The sequence below is a fragment of the Arthrobacter sp. GQ119 genome, from assembly GCF_059759125.1.
Map to the genome: position 1 here is coordinate 1 of NZ_JCAXEA010000034.1, position 15,506 is coordinate 15,506.

Below are 15,506 nucleotides of genomic sequence, written 5' to 3' on the forward strand. Positions count from 1 at the left end.
TCCAACCTCTCTTTGCGCGCATTCATCGGCGCACTCAGGTCCGGCAGGGTAGCTGCCTGGCGTGAACGCGACGTGTGCGACATATCGGTTACAACAGCCCGGTCAGGTGCGCCGGGCAGGGTTCTATCTCGTCTTAGACTGCCTAAATCCGTCCAGGGCGGTCGCCCCACGGCATGGCTGTCACCAGCCACTCTAGCTCTGACGGCTTGCCGATGCGTAGCCGCGTCTGGCGCCCCTGTCGTATTTGACCGTCATACTGGTTGTGTGACGCACAATAAGCCGCCCCGCGGCACTGGCAGCTTGAAGCACACGCCCAAAGGGTGTTGGCTTGGAGTAATCGATATCACTATTCATAGGAGGAACGCGTGAGTGAGGCCGACGCCGCCACTTCGGTAAATGTGGCGGAAAAATTGGGTTTCAAGAACGGGGATCTGATTCAGGAGTTCGGTTACGACGACGACGTCGACTTCGACTTGCGTGATGACATTGAAGATCTGACGGGGTCGGAGCTCCTGGAGGAGGACGATCATGACGTTGTGGACGCAGTCATCTTCTGGTGGCGCGACGGCGACGGCGACCTTGTTGACACCCTTGTCGACTCGCTCACGACGCTGACCGAAGGCGGTGTCGTCTGGGTCCTGACCCCCAAGTCCGGCCGCCCGGGCTACGTTTCCCCCTCCGACATCCAGGACGCGGCCCCTACGGCCGGGTTGCACTGCACCACATCGGTGGGAGTGTCCAAGGACTGGAGTGCCACCCGCCTGGTGACCAGGAAGAACAAGTGACCGTAACAAACACCGTGGACTCCATCGGTGTTGCGGCCGTTCCTGAGGTTGGGCAGCAGGCTCCGGACTTCACGCTCGCCAATCAGTACGGCGAGCCCGTCAGGCTGGCAGACTTCCGCGGACGGAACGTCGTGCTGGTCTTTTACCCTTTCGCCTTCTCCGGCATCTGCACGGGCGAACTCTGTGAGATCCGGGACAACCTCTCGGTTTTCGAGCACGCCGACGCCGAAGTGCTTGCCATCTCAGTGGACAGCAAATTTGCCCTTCGGGCCTATGCCGGGCAGGAAGGCTACGAATTCAGCCTGCTTGCTGACTTCTGGCCTCACGGGGACGTGGCCATGCGGTACGGCGTCTTTGACGCGGAGAGCGGCATGGCGATCCGGGGGACATTCATCATCGACGCCGAGGGCATCGTCCGGTATGTCGTAGTCAATCCCCGCGGGCAGGCACGCGACCTGGACGAGTACCGCCGCGCGCTGGCAGGACTGACGCAAGGCTGAACCCGTGGACCAGCGGCGCGCCGGCATCGGCCTGACAGGGTTTGCCAGCCTCCCGCCGGTGCCACGGGCCGAGCCCTCGCCCCCGGAACTGGAGGTCCTGCGGCACATCCGGGACGTCGTATCAGGGCTGCGTCTCGCGCTCCTCACCGGAGCAGGATTGAGCACGGATTCCGGGATACCTGACTACCGGGGCCCGGACTCACCGCCGCGGTCGCCCATGACCTATCAGGAGTTCGTGCGCGACGCGGGCAACCGGCAGCGCTACTGGGCGCGGAACCATATCGGCTGGTCCCATCTCCGGCGGGCTGACCCCAATGCCGGCCACGCCGCCGTCGTGAAGCTGGAACGCCGCGGCCTCCTGACGGGGCTGATCACCCAGAACGTGGACCGCCTGCATGAGGACGCCGGCAGCGTCAACGTGGTGGACCTGCACGGCCGCTTCGACCAGGTCATCTGCCTGGACTGCCGCCGCACGTACTCCCGTGGTCTGCTCGCAGGGCTTTTGGAGGAACTGAACCCGTCGTTCCTCAAGCGTGCGCTGGAATCGGGGGTTGTTGAAATAGCGCCTGATGCCGACGCGACCGTCGAGGATTCGGAGCTCATCAGCAGCTTCGTTGTGGCCAAGTGCCCTGCGTGCGGCGGTGTGCTGAAGCCGGACTTTGTGTACTTCGGCGAGAACGTCCCAAAGGACCGTGTGGAGCGGGCCTACTCGATGGTGGATGAAGCCGGAGCGCTGCTCGTCGCCGGTTCGTCCCTCAGCGTCATGAGTGGACTGCGTTTCGTCCGCCACGCCGCCAAGCAGGGCAAACCGGTGGTCATCATCAATCGCGGAGAGACCCGCGGCGACGACCTGGCAACCGTCAAACTGGCCGCAGGCGTCAGTGAGGCGCTTTCCTGGCTTGCCAAGGAGCTGCCCGGCGCGCCGCAGCCCTGATCAGGATTGGTCATTACGGCCTGTCGTCGGGTAGAGTCTATGTTCGTTGGTTCGCGAGCTTCGAAGCGGAACCGGCAGTTTGGGTCTTTAGCTCAGCTGGTAGAGCGCCACGTTTACACCGTGGATGTCATCGGTTCGATCCCGGTAGGACCCACAAGGAAGAACCCCGTCTTCCCGGCATCAGATGCCGGGAAGACGGGGTTTTTTGTGTTGGGCGTCCTGGTGATGGTTGCCGCGGCCTCAGCTGCCAAAGTCTTTGGCCGAAAATGTCAGGGCCCGTTCGTAGTCTTGCGGCATGGAACATGTACTGGTGAGAACAGCTGCGGACGGCCGCCCCGCCGCCGTCATCCGTGGTGGCCGCGAATGGACCGTAGGCGCGGAGCCCATCAGATGGTTTGAACGCGTCAGTTGGTGGGAAGGTGAACGCCGGATGCCGCTCGGTTGGAGCAGGGTGGACGTCGAAGTCTGGCGGCTCCAGGCGAGGTTGGGCAGGAATGAAAACTCTGCGTTGACCACCATGGAAATCCTGCGGGATGGCCGGGGCGGTGGCTGGAAGCTGCGGGAGGCAGTTGCTGACGCCGCTTAAACACCCTGCTAAATTGGACCCGCTTAATTGGAACAGCCCTCCACCGCGACTATTGGGGGATGCCGCGGTGGAAGGCCTAAAACGAATATACCGTGAACAGTCGGAAACACGAAACTTATTTCGGGCTGTGGACCAGCAGGGTGCCGGCTGCGTCCTGGCAGGGGCAATTATCCGGTCCGGTCCAGCTATCCGGTCCAGTCCAACCATGGAGCGGGCAAGCCATTATGATGGTAAGTGTTCAGCCACATGAACAGTTGGCAGGCCACTGCCGCTGACCTTTGGCTGGCAGATATGCTGCCTGCGCCACAGTGCGTACTGATTGAAGGAGAATCATGGTCGATTCCCGCGCTACCCGACCCAATGATGGATTAGGCAGCACATCCCCGGCTCCCGCCGTTACCCGGGCGGCCGCTGTGATGGAGGCGCTGGCCGCGTCGGCTACCGGCCGGCTAACCCTGAGTGATCTCGCCCGGGAACTCGGTATTCCGAAGTCCTCAACATCGAACCTGCTCCTGGCGCTGGAGGAGGCTCGCCTGATCAGCAGGCAGGGCGCCGAGTTCACCCTGGGCCGCAAACTTGTTGAACTCGGCGCGGCCTATCTGAGCCGGCTGGATGAAGTCCAGGAGTTCTACCGGTTTTGTGAGCAGGCCCCCACCCTGTCCGGGGAAACTGTCCGGATCGCCATGCTGGACGGTACCAATGTCATCTACCTGGCCCGCTATGAAGGGCATCCTGCGGTCCGGCTGACGTCCAACATCGGGGACAAGATGCCTGTGTCCCTTTGCGCAGTGGGCAAGGTCCTGATCGCGCGTCTGCACGACCATGACATCGAAGCCATGTTCCCGGACGATGCGGAACTGCCGGTGCTCACGCCAAAGTCGATCCGTACGGGTGCCGAACTCAAAGCGCAGATCCGCGAAATCCGGCAACAGGGCTATGCCTTTGAAGATGAGGAATCCACCACCGGCGTCGTATGCCTGGGCGTGGCGGTGCCCACCCACGGCGCCCACGGCCCCAGCCTGGGGTTGTCTGTTACGGCCTTGAAGGCTACGTATTCCGCCGAGCAGGGGGCTCAGATGGTCAAGGAACTGAAGGAACTGGCCAGGTCCCTGGGTAATCCGATGGGGTGAGGCAGACCGTGGGGCGTCACATTGGCGCTCCATTGCCTGTGAAACCTCGACCTATTGGCGAGTCGTTCAACTTGTTGTACTCTGTTCAACATAGTGATCGACGCCATAGGTGTTGTCACTATCCCACCAAGGCCAACGGGGGCCTGGAGTGTTTTTGAGGGAGTGCTTGTGACAACTCGTACTGATATACCGCTGGCTGATGTGGACGGCGCCGTCGTCGAACCGGACCAGCTGCGTAAGGCGACTCTTGCCAGTTCCGTAGGCTCCGCTCTGGAGTACTACGACTTCTATATTTACGGTCTCGCTTCGGCGCTGATCTTTGGACCGCTGTTTTTCAAGCCGCTGGGCGAAGAGGGTGCACTCATTGCCTCGTTCGCCACGTATGGCGTCGGCTTCGCGGCCCGGCCGTTTGGCGGCGTCGTCTTTGGCTACATCGGGGACCGCTTCGGCCGGAAAATGGTGCTGATCCTGACTATCGGCCTGATGGGAACGGCCAGCTTCGCCATCGGCCTGCTGCCGACATTCGAGCAGGCGGGCATGCTCGGTGCCGTGCTGCTGGTCATCCTCCGCATTGTCCAGGGCCTCGGTGCGGGAGCGGAACAGGCCGGCGCGACGACGCTGATCTCCGAAGTCGCACCGCGCCGCCGTCGCGGGTTCTTCGCTTCCCTTCCCTTTGTGGGAATCCAGCTGGGCACCCTCCTCGGCGCCGGCACCTTTGCACTGATCGCGATGGCCGACAAAGCGGTCCTGGAGGGCTGGCTCTGGCGGGTTCCCTTCCTCGCGAGCATTCTGCTGATTGCGGTGGCCGTCTTCATCCGGCTGAAACTCAAGGAAACTCCGGTGTTCCAGGAGCTGGAAAAGCACAAGAACGTTGTGAAGAACCCGGTCGGCGAACTCTGGAAGCACTCCAAGAAGAACGTCCTGGTGGGCATCGGCCTGCGCATGGGCGAAAACGGCAACTCCTCCATCTACTCCGCGCTCCTGGTAGCCTTCCTGGCAGCTCCGGCCGGCATCTTCCCCGGCGACAAGTTCATCGGTCCCGTAGGCCTGCTCATCGCCGCCGGTTTCGCCGCCGTCATGGTGATCACCTTCGGCGCGCTGTCCGACCGCTTTGGACGGGTCCCCGTGTACCGCTACGGGGCCCTCTTCCAGGCACTGATTGCCTTCCCGGCGTTCTACCTGGTCACGCTGGGCAATCCCATGCTCGTCTGGGCGGTCATGGTGGTGGGCATCGCCCTCGGCGTGCAGTCCATGCTGGGCCCGCAGTGCCCGCTCCTGCCCGAACTGTTCGGCTCCCAGTACCGCTTCACGGGCGTCGCCATGAGCCGCGAACTCTCCGCAGTGCTCGCCGGCGGCCTCGTGCCCCTGGTCGGCGCGGCACTGCTCGCCGCCTCCGGATACTCCTGGCTCGTCCTGGCGATCTACTCCTTCGTCCTGGCGCTGATCTCCTTCGTCACCACCTTCTTTACGCCGGAAACCAATGGGCGTGACCTCGTGCTGATCGAGGACGCCAGCTAGCATTCCGTCAGCAAAGCGCGAACGGACACTTGTGCCCCTCGGCGGGGCCGCAAGTGTCCGTTCGCGCTTTGCTGACGCAGGTGGCCCATGTGCTGGGGTGGGACGGGAGTGCGGGCGGGACTGGGAACGCGTGTGGCGGGGTAGCGTGGCGGGCTCCCGGGCTTACCGTGGATGCATGGAGTACCTGAGGGGTCCTTTGTATCTGGACATCGCTGCCAAAGGTCTGTGTTTTCTCGGTGTTGTGATGATGATCTTCGGACAGGGTGGATGGTTCATCGGCGGGATCATCGCCATTGTCATTGGGGTGGTGTGTGGTGCGCTGTCCATGGTTGCCGGCCGGCGGATGAGGCAGCGGGGATGGGACGGCGTGAACCGCGTCGAGTAACGTCGCGGGGGCGGGCGGCGCGGGGCGAACGCAATCGGCCCCCGCAGAACGCAAGAGAGCCGGGCAGCCAACTGGCTGCCCGGCTCTCTGGATCTCCTGGTCTTAGTAGAAGTGCACCGTGTCCACGAGGTGGGGGAGTTCGCCGCCGTCGAGGAATGTGCGCAGGTTGCCGCAGAAGCGCTCGGCGATGAGCCGGTTCTCAGCGGCGCTGAGCGCAGAGGTGTGCGGTGACACCATAACGCGGGGGTGGCTCCAGAGCGGGCTGTCCTGGGGAAGCGGCTCCACGGCGAAAACATCCAGGCACGCGTACGAGACCTGTCCGCCCTCCAGCGCCTCCAGCAGCGCCTCCTCGTCCACCACGGTGCCGCGGCCCACGTTCACGAAAACGGTGCCTGGTTTCATGGCGGAGAAGACCTGGCGGTTGAAGAGCTTCTCCGTGTACGGCGTGCCCGGCAGGGTATTGACCACGGCATCGGCCGAGGCCAGCAGTGCGGGCAGCCCGTCGTTGCCGGCCACTTCCTCAATTCCATCGATCGGTTCCACGTTCCGCTTGGTGCCGCTGACCTTCATGCCGAGCGCCCGCGCAATGCGTGCGGTTTCCAGGCCGATCTCCCCGAGTCCGGCCACCACCAAGGTTGAGCCATTGACGAGCCGCGTCGAAGTCCGCAACTCCGGCCACACCTTGGCGGCCTGGTCCTGGGCGAGTTCAGCGCTCCGCTTGAAGCCGTTCAGGATTCCCAGCGCCGCAAACTCCGCCAGCGGCAGGGCATGTACCCCGGCCGACGTGGTGATCTGGAACTTGTTCAGCGTTTCGGTGTCGAGACCGGAGGCCTTGACCGCTCCACCGGCACCCGCCGCCATGGCGTGGATCCACTGCAGGTGCGGGTTTTCGCGGGCGATTCTCGCGAGGCCTGCCGGGCTCTCGTTGGGAAATCCGTACAGGACCTGCGCCTGGCCCAGCATGTCCCAGTAACGCTCTTCCTGCACGGGCGTGCGTTTGAAACCCGGGTCGCCGGAATGGTCGGCCGGAAAGCGCTCCGGGGGCAGGAGATCCGGTTCATAGAGAACGGTCACGGAGGGGTCTACGGCGCGAATGCGCTCCACCAGCTCTGCTTCGAGCGGGACGGCGATTGCGACGGTGGTTTGAGTCGTCATGCTGTTCATCATACTGAATAGCGGATAGAATACTGAACAGGTTTCCAAAGATTAACCACGTCGAAGTGAGGCAGTTCTGCACATGAATATACAGAAGGCAGGTTTTGTGGGCCTTGGGCTCATGGGGGCGCCGATGGCCGCCAACCTCGTGAGGAAGGGCTGGGCTGTTACCGCCTGGAACCGATCGGCCTCCGCGCTCGACGGTTTCGAAGAGCTGGGCGGATCGCGTGCCGACGATGTGGCATCGCTCCGCGACCAGCCCGTGATCGTGTTCATGCTGCCGGACCTCGGCTTCATTGAAGAGGCTGCAGCAGGGCTGCTTGCCAGCTGGGCGGACGCTCCGCCCGCGTCCGGAACCGCGGTGGTGGTCATGAGCAGCGTTTCACCCTCCGGAGTCCGCCGCTTCGGGGGCCGCGTCCGGGAAGCGAGCGGGGGCAACGCATTCGTGGTTGACGCTCCGGTGAGCGGCGGCACCAAGGGCGCGATGGACGGGACCCTGGCCATCATGGCAGGGGCGGATGATGAATTGGCCTTCAACAGGCTGCGGCCGCTGTTGGCGGCGATGGGCACCACGGTGCGGCTGCTGGGCCCGCTGGGCGCCGGTTCGCTGGCGAAGGCATGCAACCAGCTCATTGTGGGAACCACGACGGCGGCACTCGCTGAAGCGGCCGAACTCGCCGAGCGCTCGGGACTGGATGTGGCGGCCCTCTACGAGGTCCTCTCCGGCGGGCTGGCGGGCAGCAGGGTGCTGGACATCGTGGGACCGCGGCTCGTGCAGCGGGACTACACACCTACCGGTCCGGCCAAGTTCATGCACAAGGACCTTTCCTTCGTCGTCGAGTCAGCCGAGGCTGCCGGTGCCGCCGTCCCCATGGCGGCGGCCGGCGTCGAACTCTATGCCGAACTTAAGCGGCAGGGACTGGGCGACCAGGACCTGGCCGCCGTGCGGCAAACAATTTCCAACCTCAGCAACCGGGCCGCGGCAGCCGCGGACGAAGGGACCATCACAGCATGAGTGCACTATTTGACCTGACCGGGCGAACCGCCCTGGTGACCGGCTCCAGCCGGGGCATCGGAAACGCCCTGGCCCGCGCCCTCGCGGACGCCGGTGCCACCGTGGTGCTCAACGGAATCACCCCTGACCGGCTGAAGGCCGCGGAGGACGCCATGGCCGCCGGCTACCCTGAAGGCCGGATCCGCAGCTGTGCCTTCGACGTCACCAGCGATACGGCGGCCGCGGAGGGTATCGCCTGGATCGAGGCCAATGTGGGCCCGCTGGACATCCTGGTGAACAACGCCGGCATCCAGCACCGGGTGCCCATGCTCGAACTAGACGTCAGCGACTGGGAGCGGGTCCTTTCCACCGACCTGACGAGCGCGTTCCTGGTGGGCCGGGAGGCGGCCCGGCGCATGATTCCCCGGGGCCGGGGCAAGATCATCAACATCTGCTCCGTGCAGACCGACCTCGCCCGCCCCACTATCGCCCCCTACATCGCGGCCAAGGGAGGGCTGCGGAACCTGACCCGTGCCATGACCGCCGAATGGGCCGGCTCCGGGCTGCAGATCAACGGCATCGCCCCGGGCTACATCCACACGGAAATGACGCAGAACCTGGTGGACGATGAGGAGTTTAACGCCTGGATTCTCGGCCGCACGCCGGCGCACCGGTGGGGCACCGTCCAGGACCTGGCCGGGCCGGCCGTCTGGCTGGCTTCCAGCGGTTCAGACTTCGTGAACGGCCAGACGATCTTCATCGACGGCGGAATGACGGTGGTGGTCTGATGGCGCCGGTGACTGTGAGCACAGAACTTCCGGCGGTCTCGCCGGCCGTGGTGGCCCACGCCGCAGGTGACCTGCGCCTCGACGACGTGGCACTGGCCGCTCCGGCTGCAGACCAGGCCGTGGTGGAGGTGGCCTTCGGCGGCATTTGCGGTTCCGACCTGCATTACTGGCTTCACGGCGCCGCGGGGGAGTCGGTCCTCAAGGAGCCGCTGGTCCTCGGCCACGAGGTGGTGGGCACAGTCGTCCGGACCGCGGCGAACGGCAGCGGACCTGCGCTCGGCGACGCCGTGGCCGTGCACCCCGCGACCCCCGCGCCCGGCACCGCCAGATATCCGGAGGATCGGCCCAATCTGTCGCCCGGCTGCACCTACCTGGGCAGTGCCGCGCGCTTCCCGCACACCGACGGAGCCTTCAGCCGCTACGTGAACCTTCCCACCCGCATGCTCCGGGTCCTTCCCGGGGACCTTGATCTGAGGACGGCGGCCCTGATCGAACCGGCCAGCGTCGCCTGGCATGCGGTCGCCCGCGCCGGGGACGTTGCCGGGAAGACGGCCCTGGTCATTGGATGCGGACCCATAGGCGCCCTGACTGTGGCGGTATTGAAGCGGGCCGGGGCGCGCCGGATCGTGGCGGTGGACATGCACGCCAAGCCGCTGCAGATCGCGGCAGCTGTCGGCGCCACTGAGGTCTTGGCTGCAGGCGAAACCGACGCCATTGCTGCTGTGGAGGCGGACGTGGTCATCGAGTCCTCCGGCAGCCACCAGGGCCTGGCGTCCGCCATCAGCGGTGCGGTCCGGGGCGGCACCGTGGTGATGGTGGGGCTGTTGCCGTCGGGCCCGCAGCCCGTTCCGGTTTCGCTGGCCATCACGCGGGAGCTCGAGCTCCTCGGGTCCTTCCGGTTCAACGACGAGATTGACGAGGTGATCGCAGCGCTGGCAGACGGCTCGCTGGAGATCGGTCCCGTGATCACGCACGAGTACCGTGTTGAACAGGCACTTGAAGCCTTCGGTGTGGCGCGCAATGCGGCCGAATCAGGAAAAGTGCTCCTGGACTTCCGGCCGGCAGGACCTGCGCAACCGCCGGGACCCGCAAGACCGACGGGACCTGCACAGGCCTAGGCAGAGTGCCGGTGCCGTTGCACCGGCACAAAAACCCGCGGCTGCTCAACCCAGACCGGCTCCATTTCAGAGATCGTCCGCCGCATGATCCTGCTGGCCGCGTCGCGCGCTTCCTCCGCGTTGCCGGCGAAAATGGCCTCGGCCACATCCAGGTGCCACTGCAGCGTGAGGTCCCTGGGCCGGTCGGGCATGAGCCCGTGAACCGTGCGCCCGGTCAGGGTTTCGGCGACCTGCCCCACCAGGTTGGCGAACATTTCGTTGCCGGATCCGCTCAGCAGGAGGGAGTGGAACTGGATGTCCAGCTCCAGGAAGCGGGGCACGTCCCCGGCCTTGCCGGCGTCGCGCATGGCCAAGGCTACGTCGAGCAGCTCCTGCCGGAGCTCGGCGGGAGAATTGGCGGCCGCGAGCTCGGCGGCAACGGGTTCGACGGCGGAGCGCAGCTCCGCGAGGGAGCGCAACTGGGCGCCGCGGCCCTCGCCGGCGAGCCGCCAGCGGATCACGAGCGGGTCGAACGGATTCCAGCGCTCGGGCGGAAGTACCCGGATGCCCACCCGCTTGGTGGTTTCCACGAGCCCAAGGGACTGCAGTACGCGCACCGCTTCGCGAACCACCGAGCGGGAAACCTTCAGTTCGTCCTCCAGCTGTTCCGCGAGCATGATGTGGCCTGCGGGAAGGCTGCCGCCCACAATCCGGGTTCCCAGATTCTCGACGGCACGGTGATGGAGACTGGTCGACATATTGGTAAGCATAGTGGGGCGGGCACCTGTGGCTGGCGCTGAGGGGCAGGCTGCCGTTCTGCCCCGCGTCATAGACTCTTTGTGACGCGTTCCGCTGCCATTAAGAGAATGCCGCTTTTCCCCGCGGCCTGGAATATATATGCTTTATTCACAGCCACCTCCCAAAAGCGCGCTCCGCAGGACGTGCGGAACGCTCGCTGCACACGCTGCACAGAAATGAATTGGAGAATTGATGTCTGCACACATCGGTGTCACCGGCCTTGCGGTAATGGGTGCCAACCTGGCCCGCAACCTCGCCCGGAACGGCTTCACTGTCGCCCTGCACAACCGCTCGGTTGAAAAGACCGACGCGCTGCTCGAGAAGCACGGCTCCGAGGGCGATTTCGTCCGGACCGAATCCCTTGAAGAGCTCGTCAACTCCCTCGAGAAGCCGCGCCGCGTCCTGATCATGGTCAAGGCCGGCAAGCCGGTTGACTCGGTGATCGAGCAGCTCGAACCCCTGCTGGAGGCAGGCGACATCATCATCGACGCCGGCAACTCCCACTACGAGGACACCCGCCGCCGCGAAGCCGCGCTGGCGAAGAAAGATCTGCACTTCGTGGGCATCGGCGTCTCCGGCGGTGAGGAAGGCGCCCTGAACGGCCCCTCCATCATGCCCGGCGGTTCCAAGGAGTCCTACGACGCCCTCGGACCGCTGCTGGAAAAGATCGCAGCCAATGTCGAGGGCCAGCCCTGCTGCGCCTGGATCGGCACCGACGGCGCCGGCCACTTCGTCAAGATGGTCCACAACGGCATCGAATACGCCGACATGCAGGTTATCGGCGAAGCCTTCGACCTGCTGCGCTCGGGCGCCGGCATCGAGCCCGCGGAACAGTCCAAGATCTTCGCTGAGTGGAACAAGGGCGAGCTCGCTTCCTTCCTCATCGAAATCTCGGCCGAGGTTCTGGGCCACGTGGATGGCCGCACCGGCAAGCCGTTCGTCGACGTCGTGGTGGATGCCGCCGGCCAGAAGGGCACCGGCCGCTGGACCGTCATCTCGGCACTCGAGCTGGGCTCCCCGACGTCGGGCATCGCCGAGTCGGTCTTCGCCCGCGCCCTGTCCTCCCAGGCTGACCAGCGGAAGCTGGCCCAGGAACTCCTCGCCGGCGAGGAAGTCAACGTTGAGATCCCGGAGACCTTCGTCGAGGATGTCCGCCAGGCGCTCTACGCCTCCAAGCTCGTTTCCTACGCCCAGGGCCTGGACATGCTGACCTCGGCAGCCAAGGAATACGGCTGGGACCTGAAGCTGGACGAGATCGCATCGCTGTGGCGCGGCGGCTGCATCATCCGTGCAGAACTCCTGAAGGAAATCACCAAGGCCTACGCCGCCGAGGAGAAGCCCGCAAACCTGCTGTTCGCCCCGGCCTTCACCAAGGCCATCGCCGAAGTCCTGCCGGCCTGGCGCCGCGTTGTGGCCACGGCTGTCCAGCTCGGAATCCCGGTGCCGGTCTTCTCCTCCTCGCTGGCCTACTACGACGGTCTGCGCCGCAAGCGCCTGCCGGCCGCGGTGATCCAGGGCCAGCGCGATCTCTTCGGCGCCCACACGTATGGCCGTGTTGACGCCGAGGGCACGTTCCACACCCTGTGGGGCGAGGACAAGTCTGAAATCGAGGCAGTGGACACCCACTAGGCCCGCCTGACCGGCACTGCCTGACACAGCAGGTCCGGTACGGCAAACAGCCTGCTGCGGCAAACGGCCGGCGCTTCCCGATACTGTGGGAGGCGCCGGCCGTTTCCGTATCTGATCCAGGAGTCCCGTGTGTCCCAGCCCGTCGCGTTTGTCACCGGAGCCTCCACCGGCATCGGTTTCCAGGCAGCCAGGAAGCTCAGCAATAAAGGATTCACCGTCTTCGCCGGAGCGCGGCGGGTGGACAGGATGGAGCCGCTGAAGGCACACGGTATCAACGTCCTGCAGCTGGACGTCACTGACGAGGAGTCCATGCGCAGCGCGGTCTCCGCAGTCCTCGGGTCCCACGGGCGGATAGACGTCCTGGTCAACAACGCCGGATATGGCGCGTTCGGGGCTTTGGAAGAGGTTGAGCTGGCGGAGGGACGAAGGCAGTTCGATGTCAACGTCTTCGGCCTCGCGAGGATGACCCAGCTGGTCCTGCCCGGAATGCGGGCCGCAGGGCGGGGCCGGATCATCAACATCTCCTCCATCGGAGGGAAGTTCTATGAACCTCTGGGAACCTGGTACCACGCCACCAAATTCGCAGTGGAAGGCTTCAGCGATGCATTGCGGCTCGAACTGAAGCCCCACGGCATCCAGGTGGCGATCATCGAACCCGCCAGCACCGTGACTGAGTGGGGCAGCATCGCCGCAGAAGGGCTGCTGGCCCGCTCGGGCAACGGTCCCTACCGGGAGCAGGCGAAAGAGATGGCCGGTGTACTGGCATCTACGGGAAGGCCCGCCACATCAACCGATCCCGGAATCATCGCCGACGCCGTGGTCCATGCCGCTACCGCTGCACGCCCGAAGACGCGCTATCCGGTGGGCAGGGGAGCGCCCGCCATCATGATGCTGCGCCGGCTCCTCCCGGACCGCCTGTTCGATGCGGCGGTGACGGGTGTCCTCAAACGACTGGCGCGCTGAGCCGGCCCCGGAATTCCCAGGTCCGGAGTTCCCAGTCCCGAGTCCTCAGATCCGGTACTCGATGTAGTACTCGGCAGGATCCACGGCGGGGGAGGTTTCCCGCTGCGCGTCGCGGTGGCGCCAGGTGGCCGGAACGCCCGTGACGATTGACTCCGGCGGGGCGTCTTTAACGACGACGGCGTTGGCGCCGACGGCGCTGTCCCGGCCGATGGTGATGGGGCCGAGGATCTTGGCCCCGGCTCCGATGGTCACGCGGTCCCCGATCGTGGGGTGCCGCTTTACCTTTGCCAGTGAGCGTCCGCCGAGTGTCACGCCGTGGTAGATCATGACGTCTTCGCCGATTTCAGCTGTTTCACCGATGACCACGCCCATGCCGTGGTCGATGAAAAACCGCCGGCCGATTGTGGCACCAGGATGGATTTCGATGCCGGTCAGGAACCGGGCCAGCTGGGAAATCAGGCGCGCAGGGAACCGCGTTGCCGGGTTGCGCCACAGCTTGTGCGTCAGCCGGTGTGCCCAGATGGCATGCAGCCCGGAATAGGCGAAAAAGTTCTCAAAAGAACCTCGAGCCGCCGGGTCATGGGACCGGGCGGCGTCGAGGTCTTCCTTAAGTCTTGCGAAAAAGCCCACAAAGATCTTTCTACAGGAAACGAGGAGGGGCAGGGTAAGGCTTAGCCCCGGATGTCGTCATAGAGAACGGTGGAGATGTAACGCTCGCCGAAGTCGCACACGACGGCCACGATCAGTTTGCCGGCGTTCTCCGGGCGCTTGGCCAGTTCCAGCGCGCCCCACACGATGGCACCCGAGGAAATGCCGCCCAGGATGCCTTCCTTGATGCCCAGGTCGCGGGCCACGGCCACGGAGTCCTCCAGGGTGGCGTCCAGGACCTCGTCGTAGACGTTGGTGTCGAGCAGCTCCGGAATGAAGTTCGCGCCGAGGCCCTGGATCTTGTGGGGGCCGGGAGTGCCGCCGTTGAGGATGGGGGAGTCCTTGGGCTCCACGGCAACGATCTGGACGCCGGGCTTGCGCTCCTTAAGGACCTGGCCGACGCCCGTGATGGTTCCGCCGGTGCCGATGCCGGAGACAAAGATGTCCACCTTGCCGTCGGTGTCTTCCCAGATTTCCTCGGCGGTGGTCTTGCGGTGGATCTCCGGGTTGGCCTCGTTGGCAAACTGCTGGGCCCAGATGGAGTTCTCGGTGTTGGCCACGATTTCCTGGGCCTTCTCGACGGCGCCGCGCATGCCCTCGGAACCCGGGGTCAGGACGATCTCAGCACCGAAGGCACGCAGCATGACACGGCGTTCCGTGGACATGGTTTCCGGCATGGTCAGGATGACCTTGTAGCCGCGTGCCGCACCCACCATGGCCAGCGCGATGCCGGTGTTGCCGGAGGTCCCCTCGACGATGGTTCCGCCGGGCTTGAGCGCGCCGGCCTTTTCGGCAGCGTCGATGATGGCCACGCCGATGCGGTCCTTCACGCTGTTGGCCGGGTTGTAGAACTCGAGCTTGACGGCCACCGTGGCGCCCAGGCCCTCGCTCAGCCGGTTGAGCCTGACCAGGGGGGTGCCGCCTACAAGCTGTGTTACATCGTCGTAGATCCGTGCCATGTACTTACGCCTATCTTTGAGGAGGGAATACTGTGGTCAGCCTAACGAGGGCGTAAGCGCCGCCGCTAAGCATTAAGCCATGCAGAGTAATATTTCCGCGCTTTGGCCAGTTTCGGGTTGATGATGACCTGGCAGTAGCCCTGTTCCGGGAATTTTGCGTAATAGTCCTGGTGGATCTCCTCGGCCCGGTAGAACTCCGGGAGCCGGCTTACCTCCGTCACGATGGGCCGTGACCACAGGGCCTGGTTGCGTTCGATCGCTTCCTCGAAGAGGATCTTTTCCTCTGTCGTCTCATAGAACATGGACGAGCGGTACTGCGTTCCGACGTCGTATCCCTGGCGGTTCAGCGTGGTGGGGTCGTGCAGCGCGAAGAACATGTCCAGGATGACCTCGGACGGGATGATCTCCTCGTCGAAGGTGACTGCCACGACCTCCGCGTGGCCCGTGGTGCCTGAACACACGGAGTAGTAGTCCGGGTGGCGTTCGTGGCCGCCCGTGTAGCCCGAGACCACCGCGCTGACGCCCATGGTTTTCTGGTAGACGGCGTCCAGGCACCAGAAGCAGCCTCCGCCAAGCACAAAAGTTCTCATGTCCTCTTCAATGGTTGAGGGGCGCCGATGATTCCCCCAGCCACACT

The 15,506-nt window shown here is 64.8% G+C and carries 17 protein-coding genes and 1 tRNA gene; 13 read left to right on the forward strand and 5 right to left on the reverse strand.

The window, feature by feature from the left end:
- Positions 1–365 precede the first annotated feature (365 nt).
- The 8 genes from AC6CH3_RS22030 to AC6CH3_RS22065 all read left to right on the forward strand — a co-directional run bounded on the left by AC6CH3_RS22030 (position 366) and on the right by AC6CH3_RS22065 (position 5,838).
- Positions 366–785 carry a DUF3052 domain-containing protein gene (locus AC6CH3_RS22030; protein ID WP_498134455.1) on the forward strand — a complete coding sequence of 140 codons (420 nt, stop codon included), beginning with the start codon at positions 366–368 and terminating at the stop codon, positions 783–785.
- Positions 782–1,285, forward strand: a complete 504-nt coding sequence (locus AC6CH3_RS22035) for a peroxiredoxin (RefSeq protein WP_498134456.1) — start codon at positions 782–784, stop codon at positions 1,283–1,285. The genes AC6CH3_RS22030 and AC6CH3_RS22035 overlap by 4 nt, the downstream gene beginning before the upstream one ends.
- 4 nt (positions 1,286–1,289) lie before the next feature.
- Positions 1,290–2,219 carry an NAD-dependent protein deacetylase gene (locus AC6CH3_RS22040; protein ID WP_498134457.1) on the forward strand — a complete coding sequence of 310 codons (930 nt, stop codon included), beginning with the start codon at positions 1,290–1,292 and terminating at the stop codon, positions 2,217–2,219.
- Between the two features lie 81 nt (positions 2,220–2,300).
- A tRNA-Val gene (locus AC6CH3_RS22045) sits at positions 2,301–2,373 on the forward strand.
- A gap of 141 nt (positions 2,374–2,514) precedes the next feature.
- Positions 2,515–2,805 carry a hypothetical protein gene (locus tag AC6CH3_RS22050; RefSeq protein ID WP_498134458.1) on the forward strand — a complete coding sequence of 97 codons (291 nt, stop codon included), beginning with the start codon at positions 2,515–2,517 and terminating at the stop codon, positions 2,803–2,805.
- Between the two features lie 332 nt (positions 2,806–3,137).
- Positions 3,138–3,935 carry an IclR family transcriptional regulator gene (locus AC6CH3_RS22055; protein ID WP_498134459.1) on the forward strand — a complete coding sequence of 266 codons (798 nt, stop codon included), beginning with the start codon at positions 3,138–3,140 and terminating at the stop codon, positions 3,933–3,935.
- A gap of 168 nt (positions 3,936–4,103) precedes the next feature.
- Positions 4,104–5,453, forward strand: coding sequence for an MFS transporter (locus AC6CH3_RS22060; protein ID WP_498134460.1), 1,350 nt, complete (start codon positions 4,104–4,106; stop codon positions 5,451–5,453).
- A gap of 175 nt (positions 5,454–5,628) precedes the next feature.
- Positions 5,629–5,838, forward strand: coding sequence for a hypothetical protein (locus tag AC6CH3_RS22065; protein WP_498134461.1), 210 nt, complete (start codon positions 5,629–5,631; stop codon positions 5,836–5,838).
- A 102-nt stretch (positions 5,839–5,940) separates the two neighbouring features.
- Here the strand turns inward: AC6CH3_RS22065 and AC6CH3_RS22070 are convergent, their stop codons facing one another.
- Positions 5,941–7,005 carry a D-2-hydroxyacid dehydrogenase gene (locus AC6CH3_RS22070; protein ID WP_498134462.1) on the reverse strand — a complete coding sequence of 355 codons (1,065 nt, stop codon included), beginning with the start codon at positions 7,003–7,005 and terminating at the stop codon, positions 5,941–5,943.
- Positions 7,006–7,075: 70 nt separating this feature from the next.
- On the opposite strand from AC6CH3_RS22070, the gene AC6CH3_RS22075 reads away from it, so the two are divergent.
- Genes AC6CH3_RS22075 through AC6CH3_RS22085 form a run of 3 tightly spaced genes read left to right on the forward strand, consistent with a single transcriptional unit; the run spans position 7,076 to position 9,893 of the window.
- Positions 7,076–8,008 (forward strand): NAD(P)-dependent oxidoreductase, encoded by a 933-nt coding sequence (locus tag AC6CH3_RS22075; protein WP_498134463.1) that lies wholly within the window; start codon positions 7,076–7,078, stop codon positions 8,006–8,008.
- Complete coding sequence (locus tag AC6CH3_RS22080; RefSeq protein WP_498134464.1) at positions 8,005–8,775, forward strand: SDR family oxidoreductase; 771 nt, start codon at positions 8,005–8,007, stop codon at positions 8,773–8,775. The genes AC6CH3_RS22075 and AC6CH3_RS22080 overlap by 4 nt, the downstream gene beginning before the upstream one ends.
- Complete coding sequence (locus AC6CH3_RS22085; RefSeq protein WP_498134465.1) at positions 8,775–9,893, forward strand: L-idonate 5-dehydrogenase; 1,119 nt, start codon at positions 8,775–8,777, stop codon at positions 9,891–9,893. The genes AC6CH3_RS22080 and AC6CH3_RS22085 overlap by 1 nt, the downstream gene beginning before the upstream one ends.
- Here the strand turns inward: AC6CH3_RS22085 and AC6CH3_RS22090 are convergent.
- On the reverse strand, positions 9,890–10,630 hold the full coding sequence (locus tag AC6CH3_RS22090; RefSeq protein ID WP_400575672.1) for a FadR/GntR family transcriptional regulator: 741 nt from the start codon (positions 10,628–10,630) through the stop codon (positions 9,890–9,892). The genes AC6CH3_RS22085 and AC6CH3_RS22090 overlap by 4 nt on opposite strands.
- A gap of 232 nt (positions 10,631–10,862) precedes the next feature.
- Here AC6CH3_RS22090 and gnd point away from each other — a divergent pair, with 232 nt between their 5' ends.
- The gene (gene gnd / locus AC6CH3_RS22095) at positions 10,863–12,299 is read left to right on the forward strand and encodes an NADP-dependent phosphogluconate dehydrogenase (RefSeq protein ID WP_498134466.1); all 1,437 of its coding nucleotides are present in this window, start codon (positions 10,863–10,865) and stop codon (positions 12,297–12,299) included.
- Between the two features lie 129 nt (positions 12,300–12,428).
- Positions 12,429–13,262: an oxidoreductase gene (locus tag AC6CH3_RS22100; protein WP_498134467.1), complete on the forward strand. Its 834-nt coding sequence runs from the start codon at positions 12,429–12,431 to the stop codon at positions 13,260–13,262.
- 45 nt (positions 13,263–13,307) lie between these two features.
- Here AC6CH3_RS22100 and epsC read toward each other — a convergent pair whose 3' ends face one another.
- The 3 genes from epsC to msrA all read right to left on the reverse strand — a co-directional run bounded on the left by epsC (position 13,308) and on the right by msrA (position 15,459).
- Positions 13,308–13,892 (reverse strand): serine O-acetyltransferase EpsC, encoded by a 585-nt coding sequence (gene epsC / locus AC6CH3_RS22105; protein ID WP_498134468.1) that lies wholly within the window; start codon positions 13,890–13,892, stop codon positions 13,308–13,310.
- A 41-nt stretch (positions 13,893–13,933) separates the two neighbouring features.
- Positions 13,934–14,869 (reverse strand): cysteine synthase A, encoded by a 936-nt coding sequence (gene cysK / locus AC6CH3_RS22110; RefSeq protein ID WP_498134469.1) that lies wholly within the window; start codon positions 14,867–14,869, stop codon positions 13,934–13,936.
- A 65-nt stretch (positions 14,870–14,934) separates the two neighbouring features.
- Positions 14,935–15,459: a peptide-methionine (S)-S-oxide reductase MsrA gene (gene msrA / locus AC6CH3_RS22115; protein WP_498134470.1), complete on the reverse strand. Its 525-nt coding sequence runs from the start codon at positions 15,457–15,459 to the stop codon at positions 14,935–14,937.
- Between the last annotated feature and the right edge of the window lie 47 nt (positions 15,460–15,506).